This is a genomic window from Bradyrhizobium barranii subsp. apii (genome assembly GCF_011516635.5).
GTDB lineage: Bacteria > Pseudomonadota > Alphaproteobacteria > Rhizobiales > Xanthobacteraceae > Bradyrhizobium > Bradyrhizobium barranii.
Window position 1 is genome coordinate 184,215 of record NZ_CP096255.1, and the last position, 16,298, is coordinate 200,512.

Here is a 16,298-nt window from a genome sequence, read left to right on the forward strand (position 1 = left end):
GAAATCCGAAAACCATGGCAGGATCGCAGGACGCTGATCGCCCGCTTCGATCAACGTCCCGCAATCTTGCGCATGGTTTTTGTTTTTCGGGCCGTCCTTCTTTCGAGAACCCATGAAAGAAGACATCTATGTTCAATAAGCATTCAGTCGAGATCGACTGGGGTGGACGCCCTCTCAAGCTTGAAACCGGCAAGATCGCGCGTCAGGCCGACGGTGCCGTCGTCGCCACCTATGGCGAGACCGTGGTGCTCGCCACCGTCGTCGCGGCGAAGGCGCCGCGCGAAGGCGTCGACTTCCTGCCGCTGACGGTCGACTACCAGGAGAAGACCTACGCAGCCGGCCGCATTCCCGGCGGCTATTTCAAGCGCGAGGGTCGTCCAACCGAGAAGGAGACGCTGGTCTCCCGCCTGATCGACCGTCCGATCCGTCCGCTGTTCGTCGACGGCTGGCGCAACGAGACCCAGGTGATCGTCACCGTGCTGTCGCACGACATGGAGAACGATCCCGATATCGTGGCGCTGGTGGCCTCATCGGCTGCGCTGACCCTGTCCGGCGCGCCCTTCAAGGGCCCGATCGGCGCAGCGCGCGTCGGCTTCGCCAATGACGAGTTCATCCTCAACCCGACGCTCGACGAGATGGTCGACACCCAGCTCGACCTCGTCGTCGCCGGCACCGCCGACGCCGTGCTGATGGTGGAATCGGAAGCCAAGGAGCTCAACGAAGAGGTGATGCTCGGCGCCGTGATGTTCGGTCACCGCCACTTCCAGCCGGTGATCAACGCGATCATCGAGCTGGCCGAGAAGGCTGCCAAGGAGCCGCGCGAAGTCACCGTCATCGACAATTCGGCGCTCGAGAAGGAAATGCTCGGCCTCGTCGAGCAGGAGCTGCGCGCCGCCTATGCCATTCCGATCAAGCAGGATCGCTACGCCGCGGTCGGCAAGGTCAAGGAAAAGGTGATCGCTCACTACTTCCCCGAAGGCCAGGAGCCGAAATACGACAAGCTGCGCATCGGCGGCGTATTCAAGGAGCTGGAAGCGAAGATCGTTCGCTGGAACATCCTCGACACCGGCAAGCGCATCGACGGCCGCGATTCCAAGACCGTGCGCAACATCATCGCCGAAGTCGGCGTGCTGCCCCGTGCCCACGGCTCGGCGCTGTTCACCCGCGGCGAGACCCAGGCGCTGGTCGTGACCACGCTCGGCACCGGCGAGGACGAGCAGTACATCGACGCGCTGTCAGGAACGTACAAAGAGACGTTCCTGCTGCACTACAACTTCCCTCCCTACTCGGTCGGTGAGACCGGCCGCCTCGGCGGCACCAAGCGTCGCGAGATCGGCCACGGCAAGCTCGCCTGGCGCGCGATCCACCCGGTGCTGCCGCCGCATCACGAGTTCCCCTACACCACGCGCGTGGTGTCGGAGATCACCGAGTCGAACGGCTCGTCCTCGATGGCTTCGGTCTGCGGCGCTTCGCTGGCGCTGATGGATGCCGGCGTGCCGTTGAAGCGGCCGACCGCGGGCATCGCGATGGGCCTGATCCTCGAAGACAAGCGCTTCGCGGTTCTCTCGGACATCCTCGGTGACGAGGACCATCTCGGCGACATGGACTTCAAGGTCGCCGGTACCGAGCAAGGCATCACCTCGCTCCAGATGGACATCAAGATCGAGGGCATCACCGAAGAGATCATGAAGGTGGCGCTCGGTCAGGCCAAGGATGGCCGTATCCACATCCTCGGTGAAATGGCCAAGGCGCTCACCAACGCCCGCGCCGAGCTCGGCGAGTACGCGCCGCGCATCGAGACCTTCAAGATCGCCACCGACAAGATCCGCGAAGTGATCGGCACCGGCGGCAAGGTGATCCGCGAGATCGTCGAGAAGACCAGCGCCAAAGTCAACATCGAGGACGACGGCACCGTGAAGGTCGCCTCCTCCGATGGCGAGGCGATGAAGGCCGCGATCAAGTGGATCAAGTCGATCGCCTCCGATCCGGAAGTCGGCCAGATCTATGACGGCACCGTCGTCAAGGTGATGGAGTTCGGCGCCTTCGTGAACTTCTTCGGTTCCAAGGACGGCCTCGTCCACATCAGCCAGCTCGCTTCGGCGCGCGTGCAGAAGACCTCCGACGTCGTCAAGGAAGGCGACAAGGTCAAGGTCAAGCTGCTCGGCTTCGACGACCGCGGCAAGACCCGGCTGTCGATGAAGGTGGTCGACCAGACCACCGGCGAAGACCTCGAAGGCAAGGGCGGCGACGGCGAGAAGACCCCGCGCGAAGCCGCCGGCGAGTAATCGATCCGCACATCAGAAACACGAAGGGCGGCCTCGCGGCCGCCCTTTTTGTTTGTCGCTTGCTTAAGCCCGGGGATCAGGCCGCGAGGTCGTACCGGTCGAGGTTCATCACCTTGGTCCAGGCCTTGGCGAAGTCCTGCACGAACTGCTGCTTGGCGTCCGACGAGGCATAGACCTCGGCGAAGGCGCGGAGCTGCGAGTGCGCACCGAAGATCAGGTCGGCGCGCGTGCCGGTCCACTTCACCGCGTTGGTCTTGCGGTCGCGGGCCTCGTAGGTGCCGTCAGCCGCCGGCGTCCACTGCGCGCTCATGTCGAGCAGGTTGATGAAGAAGTCGTTGCTCAGCGTTCCGACCTTCGAGGTCAAGACGCCGTGCTTCGAACCGCCCGCATTGGCGCCGAGCACACGCAGACCGCCGACGAGCGCGGTCAGCTCGGGACCGGACAGCTTCAGCAGCTGCGCGCGATCGACAAGAGCTTCCTCCTGCTGCAGGAACTGATGCTTCTTGCCGACGTAGTTGCGGAAGCCATCGGCCCGCGGCTCCAGCGGGGCGAAGGATTCCGCGTCGGTCTGCTCCTGCGAAGCATCCATGCGGCCCGGCGTGAAGCCAAGCTTCACGTCAACGCCGGCATCCTTCGCGGCCTTCTCGACCGCGGCAGAACCGCCGAGGACGATGAGGTCGGCGAGCGAGACCTTCTTCGCACCTGCCGATGCGTTGAAGTCCTTCTGGATCGCTTCGAGCTTGCCGAGAACCTTGGAGAGCTGAGCCGGCTGGTTCACCTCCCAATCCTTCTGCGGGGCCAGACGGATGCGCGCGCCGTTGGCGCCGCCGCGCTTGTCGGAGCCGCGGAACGTCGAAGCCGACGCCCAGGCGGTCGAGACCAGCTCGGAGACCGAGAGGCCCGAAGCCAGTATCTTGGTCTTCAGCGCAGCGATGTCCTGGTCGCCGACCAGCTCGTGGTTCACCTTCGGAATCGGATCCTGCCAGATCAGCGTTTCCTTCGGCACCAGCGGGCCGAGATAGCGCTGAATCGGACCCATATCGCGGTGGGTGAGCTTGAACCAGGCGCGGGCAAAGGCGTCCGCGAACTGATCCGGGTTTTCGAAGAAGCGACGCGAGATCTTCTCGTAGGCCGGATCGAGACGCAGCGAGAGGTCGGTCGTCAGCATCGTCGGCCGGTGCTTCTTCGACTTGTCGAAGGCATCAGGAATGATCGCGTCGGCACCCTTAGCCGTCCACTGATTCGCACCGCCCGGGCTCTTCGTCAGCTCCCATTCGTACTTGAACAGGTTCTCGAAGAAGTTGTTGCTCCACTTCGTCGGCGTCGTCGTCCATGTCACCTCGATGCCGCTGGTGATGGAATCGCCCGCCTGGCCGGAAGCGTACTTGCTCTTCCAGCCGAGGCCCTGATCCTCGAGCGCGCCCGCTTCCGGCTCCGGACCGACCAGCGACGGATCGCCCGCGCCGTGGGTCTTGCCGAAGGTGTGGCCGCCGGCGATCAGCGCGACGGTTTCCTCGTCGTTCATCGCCATGCGGGCGAACGTCTCGCGGATGTCCTTGGCCGCGGCGACCGGGTCAGGCTTGCCGTTCGGGCCTTCCGGATTGACGTAGATCAGGCCCATCTGCACCGCGCCGAGCGGCTCGGCGAGCTGGCGTTCGCCGCTGTAGCGCTCGTCGCCCAGCCACGTGCCTTCAGGACCCCAATAGAGCTCTTCCGGCTCCCACACGTCGGCGCGGCCGCCGGCGAAGCCGAAGGTCTTGAAGCCCATCGATTCCAGCGCGACGTTGCCGGCGAGCACCATCAGATCGGCCCAGGAGATCTTGCGGCCGTATTTCTGCTTGATCGGCCAGAGCAGACGGCGCGCCTTGTCGAGATTGGCGTTGTCGGGCCAGCTGTTCAGCGGTGCGAAACGCTGCTGACCGGCACCGGCGCCACCGCGGCCGTCCGTGGTGCGATAGGTGCCCGCGCTGTGCCAGGCCATGCGGATCATGAGGCCGCCATAGTGGCCGAAATCGGCAGGCCACCATTCCTGCGAGTCCGTCATCAGAGCCGTCAGGTCCTTGATGACGGCATTCAGGTCGAGCGACTTGAACTCCTTGGCATAGTCGAACTCCTTGCCCATCGGGTCGGACAGGGTCGAATTCTTGTGCAGCATCTCGATGCTGAGCTGGGTCGGCCACCAGTCGCGGTTCACGCGCGTGGGTTTTCCGCCCGAAAACGGGCACTTCGAAGTGTCATCCATGAATACCTCCTCTGGTGGCGTCGAACTCGCGCCTTTGACCAGGTAGAATTACTCTAGGCTTCGCATTCGATCAGGGGAAGTTGACTTTAATGATCGCTGCGATAGGATTTTCTGATGGCCAACGTGACGATGCGCCAGCTCAGATATTTCGACGCGCTGGCGCGTCACGGCCATTTCGGCCGCGCGGCGGAGGCAAGCTCGATCTCCCAGCCGGCCCTGTCGATGCAGATCAAGGAACTGGAGGAGGCGCTCGGCGGCCTGCTGCTGGAGCGCAGCGCCCGGCAGGTGGCGCTGACCCGGTTCGGCGAGGAGCTCGCACCGCGCGTCCGCGACGTCCTGCGCTCGGTCGATGAGCTCGGCGATTTCGCGCGCGCGTCACAGGACCGGTTTGCGGGCCGGCTGCGGATCGGCATGATCCCGACGATCGCGCCCTATCTGCTGCCGAAGATCACCAAGAATCTCACGCGCATGCATCCGGAGCTCGACATCCGCGTGCGCGAGACGATGACGCCGCGGCTGATCCAGGAACTGGTCGAAGGCCGGCTCGACACGGCCATCGTCGCACTGCCGGTGTCCGAGCCTTCGCTCACCGAAGTCGCGCTGTTCGATGAAAAATTCCTGCTGGTGCGGCCGGGCTCCGACGAAGGCACACCGGTGCCATCGCGCGAGATGATGCGCGAGATGCGGCTGTTGCTGCTCGAAGAGGGGCACTGCTTCCGCGATCAGGCGCTATCGTTCTGCAACATGCAATCGGCGCCGCCGCGCGAGATGCTGGATGCGAATTCGCTGTCGACGCTGGTCCAGATGGTCAGCGCCGGCATCGGCGTCACCTTGATCCCGGAAATGGCGGTGTCGGTGGAGACGCGATCGGCCTCGGTCTCGCTGTCGCGCTTCCGCGATCCCGAGCCCTCGCGCACCATCGGCATGGTCTGGCGCAAGACCAGCCCGCTGGCGCGGCAGCTGCTGCAGATCTCCGAGGTGGTGTGCCTCTCGGCCGGCAAGGCGCGCCCGCGGCAAGCCACGCGCGGCCAACGTGGGTAGGCGGGAATTTTCCTGAATAGCCGGGATCATTCAAGCGAACCCCGGCGCAAGGCGGGCAGATCGAACCGAGAGCACCAATGTCTAATCCCGTCATCCGTCCCGCGCGCACCGACGAATATGACGAGATCGGCCGCGTCTGGATGGAAAGCTGGGCCTCGACCGGCCTCGCCGAGGCGAGCGAGTTCCTGCTGGCAAATCTGCGCGCACGCATCAGGCGCGAGATCGAGAACGGCTGGAGCCTGTTCGTGGCCGACGACAACGGCACGATCGCCGCCATGCTGGCGCTGCATCTGCCAAAACTCTATCTCGACATGCTTTTCGTCGGGCCCGCCTACCAGGGCCAATCGCTCGGACGGCAGTTGCTCGCCTTCACGCGCACGCAAATGCCGGATGAAATGTACCTGCGCTGCGTCCGCGAAAACGAAAGAGCCTGGCGCTGGTACGAGCGCGAAGGCTTTGTGTTCGAGAAGGAAGAGATCGAGCCCTCGAACGGGTTCGTGATGAAGTATTATCGGTGGAAGCGGCAGCGGCTCACCGGATAGACAGCGATCCCGGGCTGCAGCTTGCGGTTGTCACGATCCCACCCTAGTGTGGCGCGTCCGATGACCTCCCGCCTCTGATCCTTGGAATCCATGTTTCGACTTGCTGCCCCGGTGCTCATCCTGCTGTCCTTCCTGACTTCGGCAGCAGCGCAAACCCCTCCCGCAACCACCGCTCCCGCCGCTCAGACCGCACCATCGGCAAAGCCGACAGCCAAGAAAGCGACGACGAAGCCGAAGGCGGCGCCGAAGCCTGCGGAGGCGGCGACTGCCGGTCCTTGCGGCGTCGGCGTGATTGCGGGGACCGGGGACATCTTTGTCGTCCAGAAGATCGGTCTGACCGTGTTCGGCAACGACTATGCCGAAGTCCCGGTATCCTGGGGCCTTGACGACCTCGTCTTTGCGCGGGCGCGGGCCGCAGCAGGCAACACGCCGGTGCGACGGATCACTTACGCCAAGGGCGCGCTCGATTCCTACTACCACCCCAAATCCGGCCTGTTCCGCAATCAGCGCGAAGAGCTGTCGAACCTGATCCGGCAGGTCGCGGGCAATGCCGGTTGCGAGCGCTATCTCGTCGTCATGCGCAGCGAAGGACAACTTGACGGGACCAATCAGTCGCTCAGCGGCGTCGGCATCTTCAGCCGGGGTGTCGGTCTCATCTCATATGCATATGTCTTCTCCTATATCGGCGTGACGTGGGTCGACGGCCGCACCTTCGAAATCATGAAAGGCCCCGCCGTAACGTTCGAAGGTGTCATGAAGCATATGGCTGACAACTTCGTTTCGAACGAGCTTTTGCAGTAGGTGGACAAATCCATGTTTCCGGAGACGGCCGCGGACTCCGCCAACAACACCGCCCTGCGCGACACCACCCGCGACTTTCTGACCAAACGGCTGGACAAGATCTTGCCGCCGTATTTCGCGCAATAAGGCGCGTTGGCGTACGACGATGAATCTGCTTGCCGCCGCATTGGTATCATACGCGCTGCTGTCGCCGACAGGCGGGCAGGTGCAACCGGCGCCAAAGCCGGAAGTGGTCAAGCCCGCGATCAGGAAACCGGCAGGCGTCAAGCCAAGCGGACCGGTTGAAAGCGGCCCGTGCCAAATCGGCGTGATACCGGTCGGCGGTGACCTATTCGTGGTCGAGAAGTTTGGGCCTTTCACGTTCATGGACAAACGTGCGCGGGTCTCGATTGCGGCGTGGGCACTCGACGACCTCGTCGTCTCGCGCGTTCGCGCCGCTGCGGCCGGCAGTTCCGTGAAGAGAATCCCCTACACCGTCGAAGAGCTCAAGTCCGGTGGTCGCGAAAAGCAGCATCCGTTTTTTTTACAGCGCAGCGACCGACATCGGAAACTTCGTTCGCTTCCTCGCGCCCAAACTGCGGTGTGAGCGCTACATCGTCGTCCACCGGAATCACGGAACGCATCGGGAATCCGGCATCGGTATCTCACAATACCCTTACGGTGGGCCAGTCCATCTCTTCGCGATGATGTACATCCGGGTCTATGACGGTACCACCTTCGCGTTGATCAGGGAGGCACCCGCCTTGATGACCGAGGACACGTATGTGGAGCGCTTGCTGCACAATCCGCTCGGCGGTCCGTCGAGCGAGCTGGATCGCGCGATGTTTCCGGAGAAGCCGGCGGACGCAGTCAACAACCCGGTGCTGCGCGACGGGGTACGCACGATGCTGACGAAGAGTCTCGACAAGACGCTGCCGGCCCTGCTGCAGCGTCTGTCGCCGTCACGTTGACCAAGATATCGCTCGCAGAACGGCGCATCCATCTAGGCATAGTGCGTTGCGCATCGGGCGCAAACACGCAATGAATCTGCCCTCGCCCGCCGTTACGCCAATGGAAAGTTCTTCGCCATGATCAAGCTCTATTGGTCGCCACGCTCGCGCTCGTTCACGACGCTCTGGCTGATGGAAGAGAGCGGCCTGCCCTATGAGCGCGTGCTGACCGACATCTCGACCGGCGCGCAGAAAGCGCCGGATTATTTGAAGGTCAATCCGATGGGCAAGGTGCCGGCGCTCAGCGACGGCGATGCCGCGCTCGGCGAGGCCGCCGCGATCTGCGCCTACATCGCCGACCGCTATCCCGAAGCGAAGCTCGCGCCCGCGGTAACCGATCCGCGTCGCGCGCGCTATTTGCAATGGCTGTTCTTTTCGCCGGGCTGCATCGAGCCTGCCATCATCCAGATCTTCACCAAGATCGAGATCCCGACCTCGACCGCGGCCTGGGGCAGCGCGACGCAGGTGTTCGACGTGCTGGAAGCTGCGCTCGCGAAGGGACCGTGGATCCTCGGCGAGGAATTTTCGGCCGCAGACATCACGGTCGGCTCCGGCCTGAACTTCGCGGTGCGCCTGTTCAAGATGGTGCCGTCCCGCCCGGCCTTCGATGCCTATCTCGCGCGCTGCATGGCGCGGCCGGCGTTCCAGAGAGCGGAGAAGATCGCGGCGGGTTGAGGCTAAGAACTCGTAGGGTGGGCAAAGCGGAGCGTGCCCACCACGTCTTTCTGCGATCGAGGAGAGATGGTGGGCACGGCGCTCTGCGCCTTTGCCCACCCTACGAAATCACTCTGACGCCTTCAAATCGTCAGGCCTCGGCATCAGGATCGTGTTGTAGCCGGAATCGACATAGTGGATCTCGCCGGTCACGCCGCCGGAGAGATCCGACAACAGATACAGCGCCGAGCCGCCGAGCTCGTCGAGCGTGACGCCGCGGCGGAGCGGCGAATGTTTCTGCATGAAGCCGAACATCGCACGCGCCTCGCCGATGCCCGAGCCGGCGAGCGTACGGATGGGGCCTGCGGAGATGGCGTTGACGCGGATGCCGCGCGGTCCGAAATCGGAGGCGAGGTAGCGCACGGAGGCCTCCAGCGCCGCCTTGGCGACGCCCATCACGTTGTAGTTCGGCATCGCGCGCTCCGAGGCGCCGAAGGTCAGCGTGATCATGCTGCCGCCCTCCGTCATCAGCTCGGCGGCACGCTTTGCGACCTCCGTGAACGAGAAGCAGGAGATCACCATGGTGCGCGAAAAGTTCTCGCGGCTGGTGTCGGCGTAGCGGCCCTTCAGCTCGTTCTTGTCGGCAAAGCCGATGGCGTGGATGACGAAATCGAGCTTGCCCCATTTCTCGCGCAGCACGGCGAAGGTCGCATCAACGCTGGCAATGTCCTCGACGTCGCAAGGCAGCACCAATTCCACGCCGAGCTGCTCCGCCAACGGCTTGACGCGCTTGCCCAGCGCCTCGCCCTGGAAGGTGAAGGCAAGCTCGGCACCGTGGGCATGCAGCGCCTTCGCCATGCCCCAGGCGATCGAATGATCATTGGCGATGCCCATGATCAGACCGCGCTTGCCTTTCATCAGTCCTTCCATCTCGCAATTACTCTCCGCTCTCCGTCATGCCCGGGCTTGTCCCGGGCATCCACGTTCTTCCGCAACCGGTAGCAAAGACGTGGATGGCCGGGACGAGCCCGGCCATGACGAAAAAACTACCAGTGCGTCTGCAATGACGTCACACATCCAGCCGGCTGAACACCAGCGTGGCGTTGGTGCCGCCGAAGCCGAAGGAGTTCGACAGCACGGTGCCGATCTTGACGTTGTCGATGCGCTTGCGCACGATCGGCATGTCGGCAAACACGGGATCGAGCTCCTGGATGTGAGCGCTCTCGCAGATGAAGCCGTTGTTCATCATCAGCAGCGAGTAGATCGCCTCCTGCACACCGGTTGCGCCCAGCGAGTGACCGGTCAGCGCCTTGGTCGCCGAGATCGGCGGGCACTTCTCGCCGGCACCGAACACGCGACGGAGCGCGTCGATCTCCGGCGGATCGCCTGCTGGCGTCGAGGTCGCGTGCGGATTGATGTAGTCGACCTTGGTCTTCACCGTCGACATCGCCATGCGCATGCAGCGCTCGGCGCCCTCGCCGGAGGGCGCGACCATGTCGTAGCCGTCCGACGTCGCGCCGTAGCCCACGATCTCGCCGTAAATGCGCGCGCCGCGCGCCTTGGCATGTTCAAGCTCTTCCAGCACCAGCACGCCGGCGCCGCCGGCAATGACGAAGCCGTCGCGGTTGACGTCATAGGGACGCGAGGCGGTGGCGGGCGTTTCGTTGTACTTCGACGACATCGCGCCCATGGCGTCGAACAGCACCGAGAGGGACCAGTCCAGCTCCTCGCAGCCGCCGGCGAAAATGATGTCCTGCTTGCCGATCTGGATCGTCTCATAGGCGTTGCCGACGCAATGGTTCGACGTCGCGCAGGCCGAGGAGATCGAATAGTTCACGCCTTTGATCTTGAACCAGGTCGCAAGCGTCGCCGAGGCCGTGGACGACATCGCCTTCGGCACGGCAAACGGTCCGACGCGCTTCGGTCCCTTGGTGCGGGTGATGTCGGCGGATTCGACGATGGTGCGGGCCGACGGGCCGCCGGAACCCATGATGATGCCGGTGCGGATGTTGGAGATATCTTCGGGCGACAGACCGGAATCCTGGATCGCCTGCTCCATCGCGATATGATTCCACCCCGCGCCCTGGCCGAGGAAGCGCATCGCACGCCGGTCGACGACCGTCGCAGGATCGATCGTCGGCGCACCTTGCACCTGCGAACGGAAACCGAGTTCGGCATATTTTTCAGCCCGCGAAATACCTGACTTCGCCTCGTGAAGGCTCGCAAGCACTTCCTGGGTGTTGTTTCCGATGGACGAGACGATACCCATCCCGGTGACCACAACCCGCCTCATGACAGCCTCGCCTAAATCGTTGTCTTTCTTGGTGATGCGCTCAGCCCAGGCTCACGCCCTGCTTGAACAGGCCGACCTTCAGATCCTTCGCGCGATAGATAATCTGGTCATCGACCGAAAGCCATCCGTCGGCGATACCGAGCACCAGCTTTGAACGCATCACGCGCTTGATATCGATGTTGTACACAACCTTACGGGCCTCGGGCAGCACCTGGCCGCTGAACTTCAGCTCGTTCAGGCCAAGCGCGCGGCCGCGCCCTTCACCGCCGCTCCAGCCCAAATAGAAGCCGACCATCTGCCACAGCGCATCGAGGCCGAGGCAGCCAGGCATGACGGGATCGTTCTTGAAATGGCAGCCGAAGAACCAGAGGTCGGGCTTCACGTCGAGCTCGGCCCGCACCACCCCCTTGCCAAACTCGCCGCCGGTCTCGTTGATGTCCGTGATGCGGTCGAACATGAGCATCGGCGGCAGCGGCAGCTGGGCATTGCCCGGGCCGAACATCTCGCCGCGGCCACATGCCAGCAGATCTTCGTATTCGTAGCCGTTGCGCCTGTTCAGCATGCGGAAGCCTCTGTTCAAATCCCGATTGAGCGGCGTTTCTGGCGAAAATGGGCCCCGTTTCGTTCGGAAAGCCGCGCCAATTCCCGTCATGAGGCGCGACTGCCACGAGCCAGGATGGACTGCGGGCCGGGCCTCAATGCCCGGCTGCGCCATAATCGGCCAAGCGGAACCGCGGGTTCTCTAACACAGGCATTTCGGGTGGCAAAGCGATCTCATGAAGGTAAAGTGACCACCTGCTCGCCCGGTTCCATTTCTCATTAGCTCTCTAGTTGCGAGAAACTTGCATCTGCATCTATCTGTCCATATATTGCATATAGATGCAGTGTCCACGCGTGCCCGAAATCTGGAAATGAGCGAGAATCCCGCGCCCCATCACGACGACGACGTCCATTCCGCCGCCCTCCTGTCCGGCCGCCAGCCGGCCTTGACCGGCTGCCCGTGGCACGACGTCAACGAAATGCTCCAGTCCGCGGGGCTTCGTCCGACGCGCCAGCGCATGGCGCTCGGCTGGCTCCTGTTCGGCAAGGGTGCTCGCCACCTCACGGCTGAAATGCTCTACGAGGAGGCGACGCTGGCCAAGGTGCCGGTGTCGCTCGCGACCGTCTACAACACGCTGAACCAGCTGACCGATGCCGGCCTGCTGCGCCAGGTCAGCGTCGACGGTACCAAGACCTATTTCGACACCAACGTCACCACCCACCACCATTATTACCTCGAGAACAGCCACGAGCTGGTCGATATCGAGGATCCGCATCTGGCGCTGTCCAAGATGCCGGAGGTGCCCGAGGGTTACGAGATCGCGCGCATCGACATGGTCGTGCGGCTGCGTAAGAAGCGCTGAAGATCGATCCAAAGCTGCTGAATTTGTCGTCATGGCCGGGCTTGTCCCGGCCATTGTCGTTTTACGCTGTCATTCCGGGATGGTCCGAAGGACCAGACCTCAGATGCGCAATTGCGCATCGGGGAATCTCGAGATCCCGGGATGACCCTTCGGGTCAGTTGACTTGCTCGTCCGAATAGACGCCCCAGAGGCGCTCCTGCTGGATCCAGCCGTCAAAGCCGTTGCCGGTGACGCGACACCAGTTTGCAGTGCACTTCTTGACCTGCGTAACGACGCCGGCCTGGAGCTTGGCCGCAACCGCGCTGTCGAGATCGGCGCGGTCGTAGATCGGGGCGAGGTCGTCCTTGTGCTTCATGGTGACGACCGCAGTGCGGCGGCCCGACAGCAGCGAATGATAGACCCAGCCCTCGGCGCCTTCGGAATCGCGCACCCGGCGCCAGTTCTCGAACTCGGCGGTGATTTCGACCGGCAGGCCGGCGCGGGTGTAGACCCAGGCGACGTCGTTGTCCTTGGTCGGGCCGGCGCGCACGTTCACATGATCCGATTTGAGGCTGACATAACGCGGCACCGGCAGGCCGCTCGCGGTCTGGGAGGTGCTGTCCTTCGCCGAATGCCCGGGGCTGACCGAGGCGCTCAACCAGGTGCAAACGAGCGCCATCACCGAACAAAAACGCCCCAACGCCATCAACCCGTCTCCTGTCGAGGGCCCCGCCGCGCCGGGCCCTCACCCTAAATTTCGAACCTGCCGCGCAAGCCCATCACCCGTGTTCCCGAAGCCTTAACCCGTGGTTCTTGTCTTGGCCCGGCCTTCTGCTAGAGAGGACGGACACTTGAACAACCAGTTTGCCCCGATTTTCCGGTCGGAAATGTCGGGAGAGCTTGAAGGAAGCGCCGGGGACGACACGGCAAAGGCAGTGTCGAACAACCGGGTTAATGAGGCCTCAACGGCCGGCCTTTGGTAACAGAGGCGGCTTGCGGCGCCTCATGAGGGCATGACATGTCGGTGAAGAAAAAGCCCCTCGTGGTGGTGACGCGCAAGCTGCCGGACTCGATCGAGACCCGGATGCGCGAGCTGTTCGACGCGCGGATCAATCTCGAGGACACACCGATGTCGGCCGAGCAGATCGCTGAGGCCGCGCGCACCGCCGACGTGCTGGTTCCGACCGTCACCGACCACATCACCGCCGACATCGTCAACCAGCCCGACTGCAAGCTCCGCCTGATCGCCAATTTCGGCAACGGCGTCGACAACATCGACGTCGAGGCCGCGCATGCCCGCGGCATCACCGTCACCAACACGCCGAAAGTCCTGACCGAAGACACCGCCGACATGACCATGGCGCTGATCCTGGCCGTGCCGCGCCGGATGATCGAAGGCGCCTCGATCCTGACTGAAGGAAAGCCCTGGCCCGGCTGGTCGCCGACCTGGATGCTCGGCCACCGCATCGGCGGCAAGCGTCTCGGCATCATCGGCATGGGCCGCATCGGCCAGGCGGTCGCGCGCCGTGCCCGCGCCTTCGGCCTCCAGATCCACTATCACAACCGTCGCCCCGTGGCCCCGAAGATCGCCGAAGAGTTAGGGGCGACCTATTGGGAAAGCCTCGACCAGATGCTGGCGCGGATGGACATCATCTCGGTGAACTGTCCGCACACGCCGGCGACCTATCATCTGCTGTCGGCGCGGCGGCTGAAGCTGATCCGCAAGGACGCCTACATCGTCAACACCGCGCGCGGCGAGGTGACCGACGAGGACACACTGATCAAGCTGATCGAGGGCGGCGAGATCGGCGGCGCGGGCCTCGACGTCTACGAGCACGAGCCCGCGGTCAATCCAAAGCTGGTGCGGCTCGCCAAGGCCGGCAAGGTGGCGCTGCTGCCGCATATGGGCTCGGCCACGATCGAGGGCCGCGTCGAGATGGGCGAGAAGGTGATCATCAACATCCGCACCTTCCTCGACGCGCACAAGCCGCCGGACCGCGTGCTGCCGAGCATGCTCTGAGGTTTATTTGCCGCGCGTTTCGCGCTTGCGCCAATCCGCGGCGAAATCGATGAAAGCGCGTAGCGCGGGCGGCGTCTGGCGCCGGCTCGGATAGTAGAGGAACGGGCCTGGAAACGGCTCGCACCAATCTTCCATCAAGCTGACCAGCGCGCCGGACGTCACGGCGTCATGGACGTAGCCATCGAGCGTCGCCCAGATACCGGCGCCGTCGAGCGCAGCGCGCATGGCAAGGCCCATGTTGGTCGAGATCAGCTTTGCGGGCGGATCGACCTTCACGATCTGGCCAGCCTTCTCGAACTCCAGATCATGCATGACGCCGCTCGAGTAGCGGGCGCGGATGCAGTCATGGTCGAGCAGATCCTTCGGATGCTTCGGCGTGCCGCGGCGCGCGATGTAATCGGGCGATGCGACGACGACGTAGCTCTGCGGACCGCTCAGCGGGATCGCCACCATGTCCTGCGCGAGGTGCTCGCCATAACGCACGCCGGCATCGTAGCCCGCGCTGACGATGTCGACGAAGCCGCTTTCGGAAACGATGTCGAGGTCGACCTGCGGATAGGTCGCAAGGAACGGCCCGACCATCGGCGCCAGCACGAGGTCCACCGCCGGCGGCGGCGCGTTGATGCGCAGGCGGCCCGAGGCCACCTCGCGCAGGCCGCGAACCTGGTCCAGGGCATCGCCGACGTCGCGTAGCGCCGGAGCGATGCGGGACAACAGCAGCTCGCCCGCCTCGGTCAGCGCGACGCTGCGGGTGGTGCGGTTCATCAGGCGGACGCCAAGGCGCTCCTCCAGATCCCGCAGCCGCTGGCTAAGGCTCGACACCGACACGCGAATTTCGACCGCCGCACGCCGGAAATTGCGGGTGCGGGCAACCGCCACGAAGACGTCGAGATCACGCAGATCGGGCTCAGCCATTGTTCTCTAATGTGAACAAGCCATTCTGGATTGTCCAGCTTATCGGCTTAATCGGTCAGGCGCATATCTGGCCTCGTCACGCGGCGCAATCAGCCCGCGGCCTTTTGAAGAGAGCCATCATGGAACAGCGCAAACTCGGTTCAACCGGCCCGACCGTCTCCGCCCTTGGTCTCGGCTGCATGGGCATGTCGGAGGTCTATGGCCCCGCCGACCGCGGCGAGAGCATCGCCACGGTCCATGCGGCGCTCGATGCCGGCATCACGCTGCTGGACACCGGTGATTTCTACGCCATGGGCCACAATGAAATGCTGGTGCGCGAGGCCCTGAAGGATGTGTCGCGCGAAAAAGTGCAGATCAGCGTGAAGTTCGGCGCACTGCGCGGGCCCGCCGGCGAATTCGCCGGGATGGACACAAGGCCGGCCGCAACGAAAAACTTCCTGGCCTATTCGCTGCAACGTCTCGGCACCGACTACATCGACGTCTATCGCCCGGCGCGTCTCGATCCCAACATCCCGATCGAAGAGACCATCGGCGGTCTCGCCGATCTCGTGAAGGCCGGCTACATCAGGCATATCGGCCTGTCCGAGGCGGGCTCCGACACCATCCGCCGCGCGCACGCCGTGCATCCGATCGCCGATCTCCAGATCGAATATTCGCTGATCGAGCGCGGCATCGAACGCGGCATCCTCAAGACCTGCCGCGAACTCGGCATCGGCATCACGGCTTACGGCGTGCTGGCGCGCGGCCTGATCAGCGGCCATTGGTCGAAGGACTCCGGCAAGACCGGCAGGGATTACCGGCTGATGACGCCGCGCTTCCAGGGCGCAAATCTCGACGCCAATCTCGCGCTGGTGGAATCTCTGCGGGCGATCGCCACGGAGATCGGTGCGACGCCGGCACAGGTCGCAATCGCCTGGGTGGCGGCTCAAGGCAAGGAGATCGTGCCGCTGGTCGGCGCCCGCACCCGCAATCGCCTGACCGAAGCGCTCGGCGCGACCAAGGTAACGCTGACGCCGGCGCATCTCGCGGCGCTTGCAAAAGCATTTCCGCCCGACGTCGCTTCCGGCACGCGCTACGCGGCCGAGCAGATGGCGCATCTCGACAGCGAGAAGCCGGCCACGCGGTAGCGGCAGC

16 protein-coding genes are annotated in these 16,298 nt (G+C 63.9%); 10 read left to right on the plus strand and 6 right to left on the minus strand.

The features are described 5' to 3' along the window. Positions 1 to 128: 128 nt before the first annotated feature. Complete coding sequence (gene pnp / locus HAP41_RS00875; protein WP_166064055.1) at positions 129 to 2,285, plus strand: polyribonucleotide nucleotidyltransferase; 2,157 nt, start codon at positions 129 to 131, stop codon at positions 2,283 to 2,285. A gap of 76 nt (positions 2,286 to 2,361) precedes the next feature. Here the strand turns inward: pnp and katG are convergent, their stop codons facing one another. Beyond that, positions 2,362 to 4,527: a catalase/peroxidase HPI gene (gene katG, locus HAP41_RS00880; protein WP_085405046.1), complete on the minus strand. Its 2,166-nt coding sequence runs from the start codon at positions 4,525 to 4,527 to the stop codon at positions 2,362 to 2,364. A gap of 114 nt (positions 4,528 to 4,641) precedes the next feature. On the opposite strand from katG, the gene HAP41_RS00885 reads away from it, so the two are divergent. The 6 genes from HAP41_RS00885 to HAP41_RS00910 all read left to right on the plus strand — a co-directional run bounded on the left by HAP41_RS00885 (position 4,642) and on the right by HAP41_RS00910 (position 8,575). Continuing rightward, positions 4,642 to 5,568 carry a hydrogen peroxide-inducible genes activator gene (locus tag HAP41_RS00885; RefSeq protein WP_166063922.1) on the plus strand — a complete coding sequence of 309 codons (927 nt, stop codon included), beginning with the start codon at positions 4,642 to 4,644 and terminating at the stop codon, positions 5,566 to 5,568. A 77-nt stretch (positions 5,569 to 5,645) separates the two neighbouring features. Continuing rightward, on the plus strand, positions 5,646 to 6,110 hold the full coding sequence (locus HAP41_RS00890) for a GNAT family N-acetyltransferase (RefSeq protein WP_166063869.1): 465 nt from the start codon (positions 5,646 to 5,648) through the stop codon (positions 6,108 to 6,110). A gap of 90 nt (positions 6,111 to 6,200) precedes the next feature. After that, positions 6,201 to 6,911: a hypothetical protein gene (locus HAP41_RS00895; RefSeq protein ID WP_224580548.1), complete on the plus strand. Its 711-nt coding sequence runs from the start codon at positions 6,201 to 6,203 to the stop codon at positions 6,909 to 6,911. A 145-nt stretch (positions 6,912 to 7,056) separates the two neighbouring features. Then, the gene (locus HAP41_RS00900) at positions 7,057 to 7,497 is read left to right on the plus strand and encodes a hypothetical protein (protein ID WP_166063868.1); all 441 of its coding nucleotides are present in this window, start codon (positions 7,057 to 7,059) and stop codon (positions 7,495 to 7,497) included. Between the two features lie 160 nt (positions 7,498 to 7,657). After that, positions 7,658 to 7,861, plus strand: a complete 204-nt coding sequence (locus HAP41_RS00905; RefSeq protein WP_166063867.1) for a hypothetical protein — start codon at positions 7,658 to 7,660, stop codon at positions 7,859 to 7,861. 117 nt (positions 7,862 to 7,978) lie between these two features. Next, the gene (locus HAP41_RS00910) at positions 7,979 to 8,575 is read left to right on the plus strand and encodes a glutathione S-transferase family protein (protein ID WP_166063866.1); all 597 of its coding nucleotides are present in this window, start codon (positions 7,979 to 7,981) and stop codon (positions 8,573 to 8,575) included. Positions 8,576 to 8,683: 108 nt separating this feature from the next. Here HAP41_RS00910 and fabI read toward each other — a convergent pair whose 3' ends face one another. From fabI to fabA, 3 genes are all read right to left on the minus strand, one after another. Beyond that, on the minus strand, positions 8,684 to 9,484 hold the full coding sequence (gene fabI / locus HAP41_RS00915; RefSeq protein WP_166063865.1) for an enoyl-ACP reductase FabI: 801 nt from the start codon (positions 9,482 to 9,484) through the stop codon (positions 8,684 to 8,686). A gap of 139 nt (positions 9,485 to 9,623) precedes the next feature. Beyond that, complete coding sequence (fabB, locus tag HAP41_RS00920; RefSeq protein WP_166063864.1) at positions 9,624 to 10,847, minus strand: beta-ketoacyl-ACP synthase I; 1,224 nt, start codon at positions 10,845 to 10,847, stop codon at positions 9,624 to 9,626. Between the two features lie 40 nt (positions 10,848 to 10,887). Beyond that, entirely contained in the window at positions 10,888 to 11,409 is a 522-nt protein-coding gene (gene fabA / locus HAP41_RS00925; protein WP_071908917.1) for a bifunctional 3-hydroxydecanoyl-ACP dehydratase/trans-2-decenoyl-ACP isomerase, read from the minus strand. Positions 11,410 to 11,758: 349 nt separating this feature from the next. Between fabA and irrA the strand changes: the two genes are divergently transcribed. Next, positions 11,759 to 12,250, plus strand: a complete 492-nt coding sequence (gene irrA / locus HAP41_RS00930; RefSeq protein ID WP_063980150.1) for an iron response transcriptional regulator IrrA — start codon at positions 11,759 to 11,761, stop codon at positions 12,248 to 12,250. A gap of 154 nt (positions 12,251 to 12,404) precedes the next feature. On the opposite strand, the gene HAP41_RS00935 is transcribed toward irrA, so the two are convergent. After that, entirely contained in the window at positions 12,405 to 12,935 is a 531-nt protein-coding gene (locus HAP41_RS00935; RefSeq protein WP_166063863.1) for an SH3 domain-containing protein, read from the minus strand. 312 nt (positions 12,936 to 13,247) lie between these two features. Between HAP41_RS00935 and HAP41_RS00940 the strand changes: the two genes are divergently transcribed. After that, a complete protein-coding gene (locus HAP41_RS00940; RefSeq protein ID WP_014490950.1) occupies positions 13,248 to 14,249 on the plus strand; it encodes a 2-hydroxyacid dehydrogenase in 1,002 nt (333 codons plus the stop codon). A gap of 3 nt (positions 14,250 to 14,252) precedes the next feature. Here HAP41_RS00940 and HAP41_RS00945 read toward each other — a convergent pair whose 3' ends face one another. Beyond that, the gene (locus HAP41_RS00945) at positions 14,253 to 15,164 is read right to left on the minus strand and encodes a LysR family transcriptional regulator (protein WP_166063862.1); all 912 of its coding nucleotides are present in this window, start codon (positions 15,162 to 15,164) and stop codon (positions 14,253 to 14,255) included. Positions 15,165 to 15,283: 119 nt separating this feature from the next. Here HAP41_RS00945 and HAP41_RS00950 point away from each other — a divergent pair, with 119 nt between their 5' ends. Further along, entirely contained in the window at positions 15,284 to 16,291 is a 1,008-nt protein-coding gene (locus HAP41_RS00950; RefSeq protein ID WP_166063861.1) for an aldo/keto reductase, read from the plus strand. Positions 16,292 to 16,298 lie beyond the last annotated feature (7 nt).

Bases quoted from the DNA above. Each gene is read 5' to 3' on its own strand.
- pnp (WP_166064055.1), top strand. From the start codon at position 129: ATGTTCAATAAGCATTCAGTCGAGATCGACTGGGGTGGACGCCCTCTC.
- HAP41_RS00945 (WP_166063862.1), bottom strand. From the start codon at position 15,164: ATGGCTGAGCCCGATCTGCGTGATCTCGACGTCTTCGTGGCGGTTGCC.
- irrA (WP_063980150.1), top strand. From the start codon at position 11,759: ATGAGCGAGAATCCCGCGCCCCATCACGACGACGACGTCCATTCCGCC.
- HAP41_RS00950 (WP_166063861.1), top strand. From the start codon at position 15,284: ATGGAACAGCGCAAACTCGGTTCAACCGGCCCGACCGTCTCCGCCCTT.
- katG (WP_085405046.1), bottom strand. From the start codon at position 4,527: ATGGATGACACTTCGAAGTGCCCGTTTTCGGGCGGAAAACCCACGCGC.
- fabA (WP_071908917.1), bottom strand. From the start codon at position 11,409: ATGCTGAACAGGCGCAACGGCTACGAATACGAAGATCTGCTGGCATGT.
- HAP41_RS00910 (WP_166063866.1), top strand. From the start codon at position 7,979: ATGATCAAGCTCTATTGGTCGCCACGCTCGCGCTCGTTCACGACGCTC.
- HAP41_RS00895 (WP_224580548.1), top strand. From the start codon at position 6,201: ATGTTTCGACTTGCTGCCCCGGTGCTCATCCTGCTGTCCTTCCTGACT.
- HAP41_RS00940 (WP_014490950.1), top strand. From the start codon at position 13,248: ATGTCGGTGAAGAAAAAGCCCCTCGTGGTGGTGACGCGCAAGCTGCCG.
- HAP41_RS00885 (WP_166063922.1), top strand. From the start codon at position 4,642: ATGGCCAACGTGACGATGCGCCAGCTCAGATATTTCGACGCGCTGGCG.
- HAP41_RS00890 (WP_166063869.1), top strand. From the start codon at position 5,646: ATGTCTAATCCCGTCATCCGTCCCGCGCGCACCGACGAATATGACGAG.
- fabI (WP_166063865.1), bottom strand. From the start codon at position 9,484: ATGGAAGGACTGATGAAAGGCAAGCGCGGTCTGATCATGGGCATCGCC.
- HAP41_RS00935 (WP_166063863.1), bottom strand. From the start codon at position 12,935: ATGGCGTTGGGGCGTTTTTGTTCGGTGATGGCGCTCGTTTGCACCTGG.
- HAP41_RS00905 (WP_166063867.1), top strand. From the start codon at position 7,658: ATGACCGAGGACACGTATGTGGAGCGCTTGCTGCACAATCCGCTCGGC.
- HAP41_RS00900 (WP_166063868.1), top strand. From the start codon at position 7,057: ATGAATCTGCTTGCCGCCGCATTGGTATCATACGCGCTGCTGTCGCCG.
- fabB (WP_166063864.1), bottom strand. From the start codon at position 10,847: ATGAGGCGGGTTGTGGTCACCGGGATGGGTATCGTCTCGTCCATCGGA.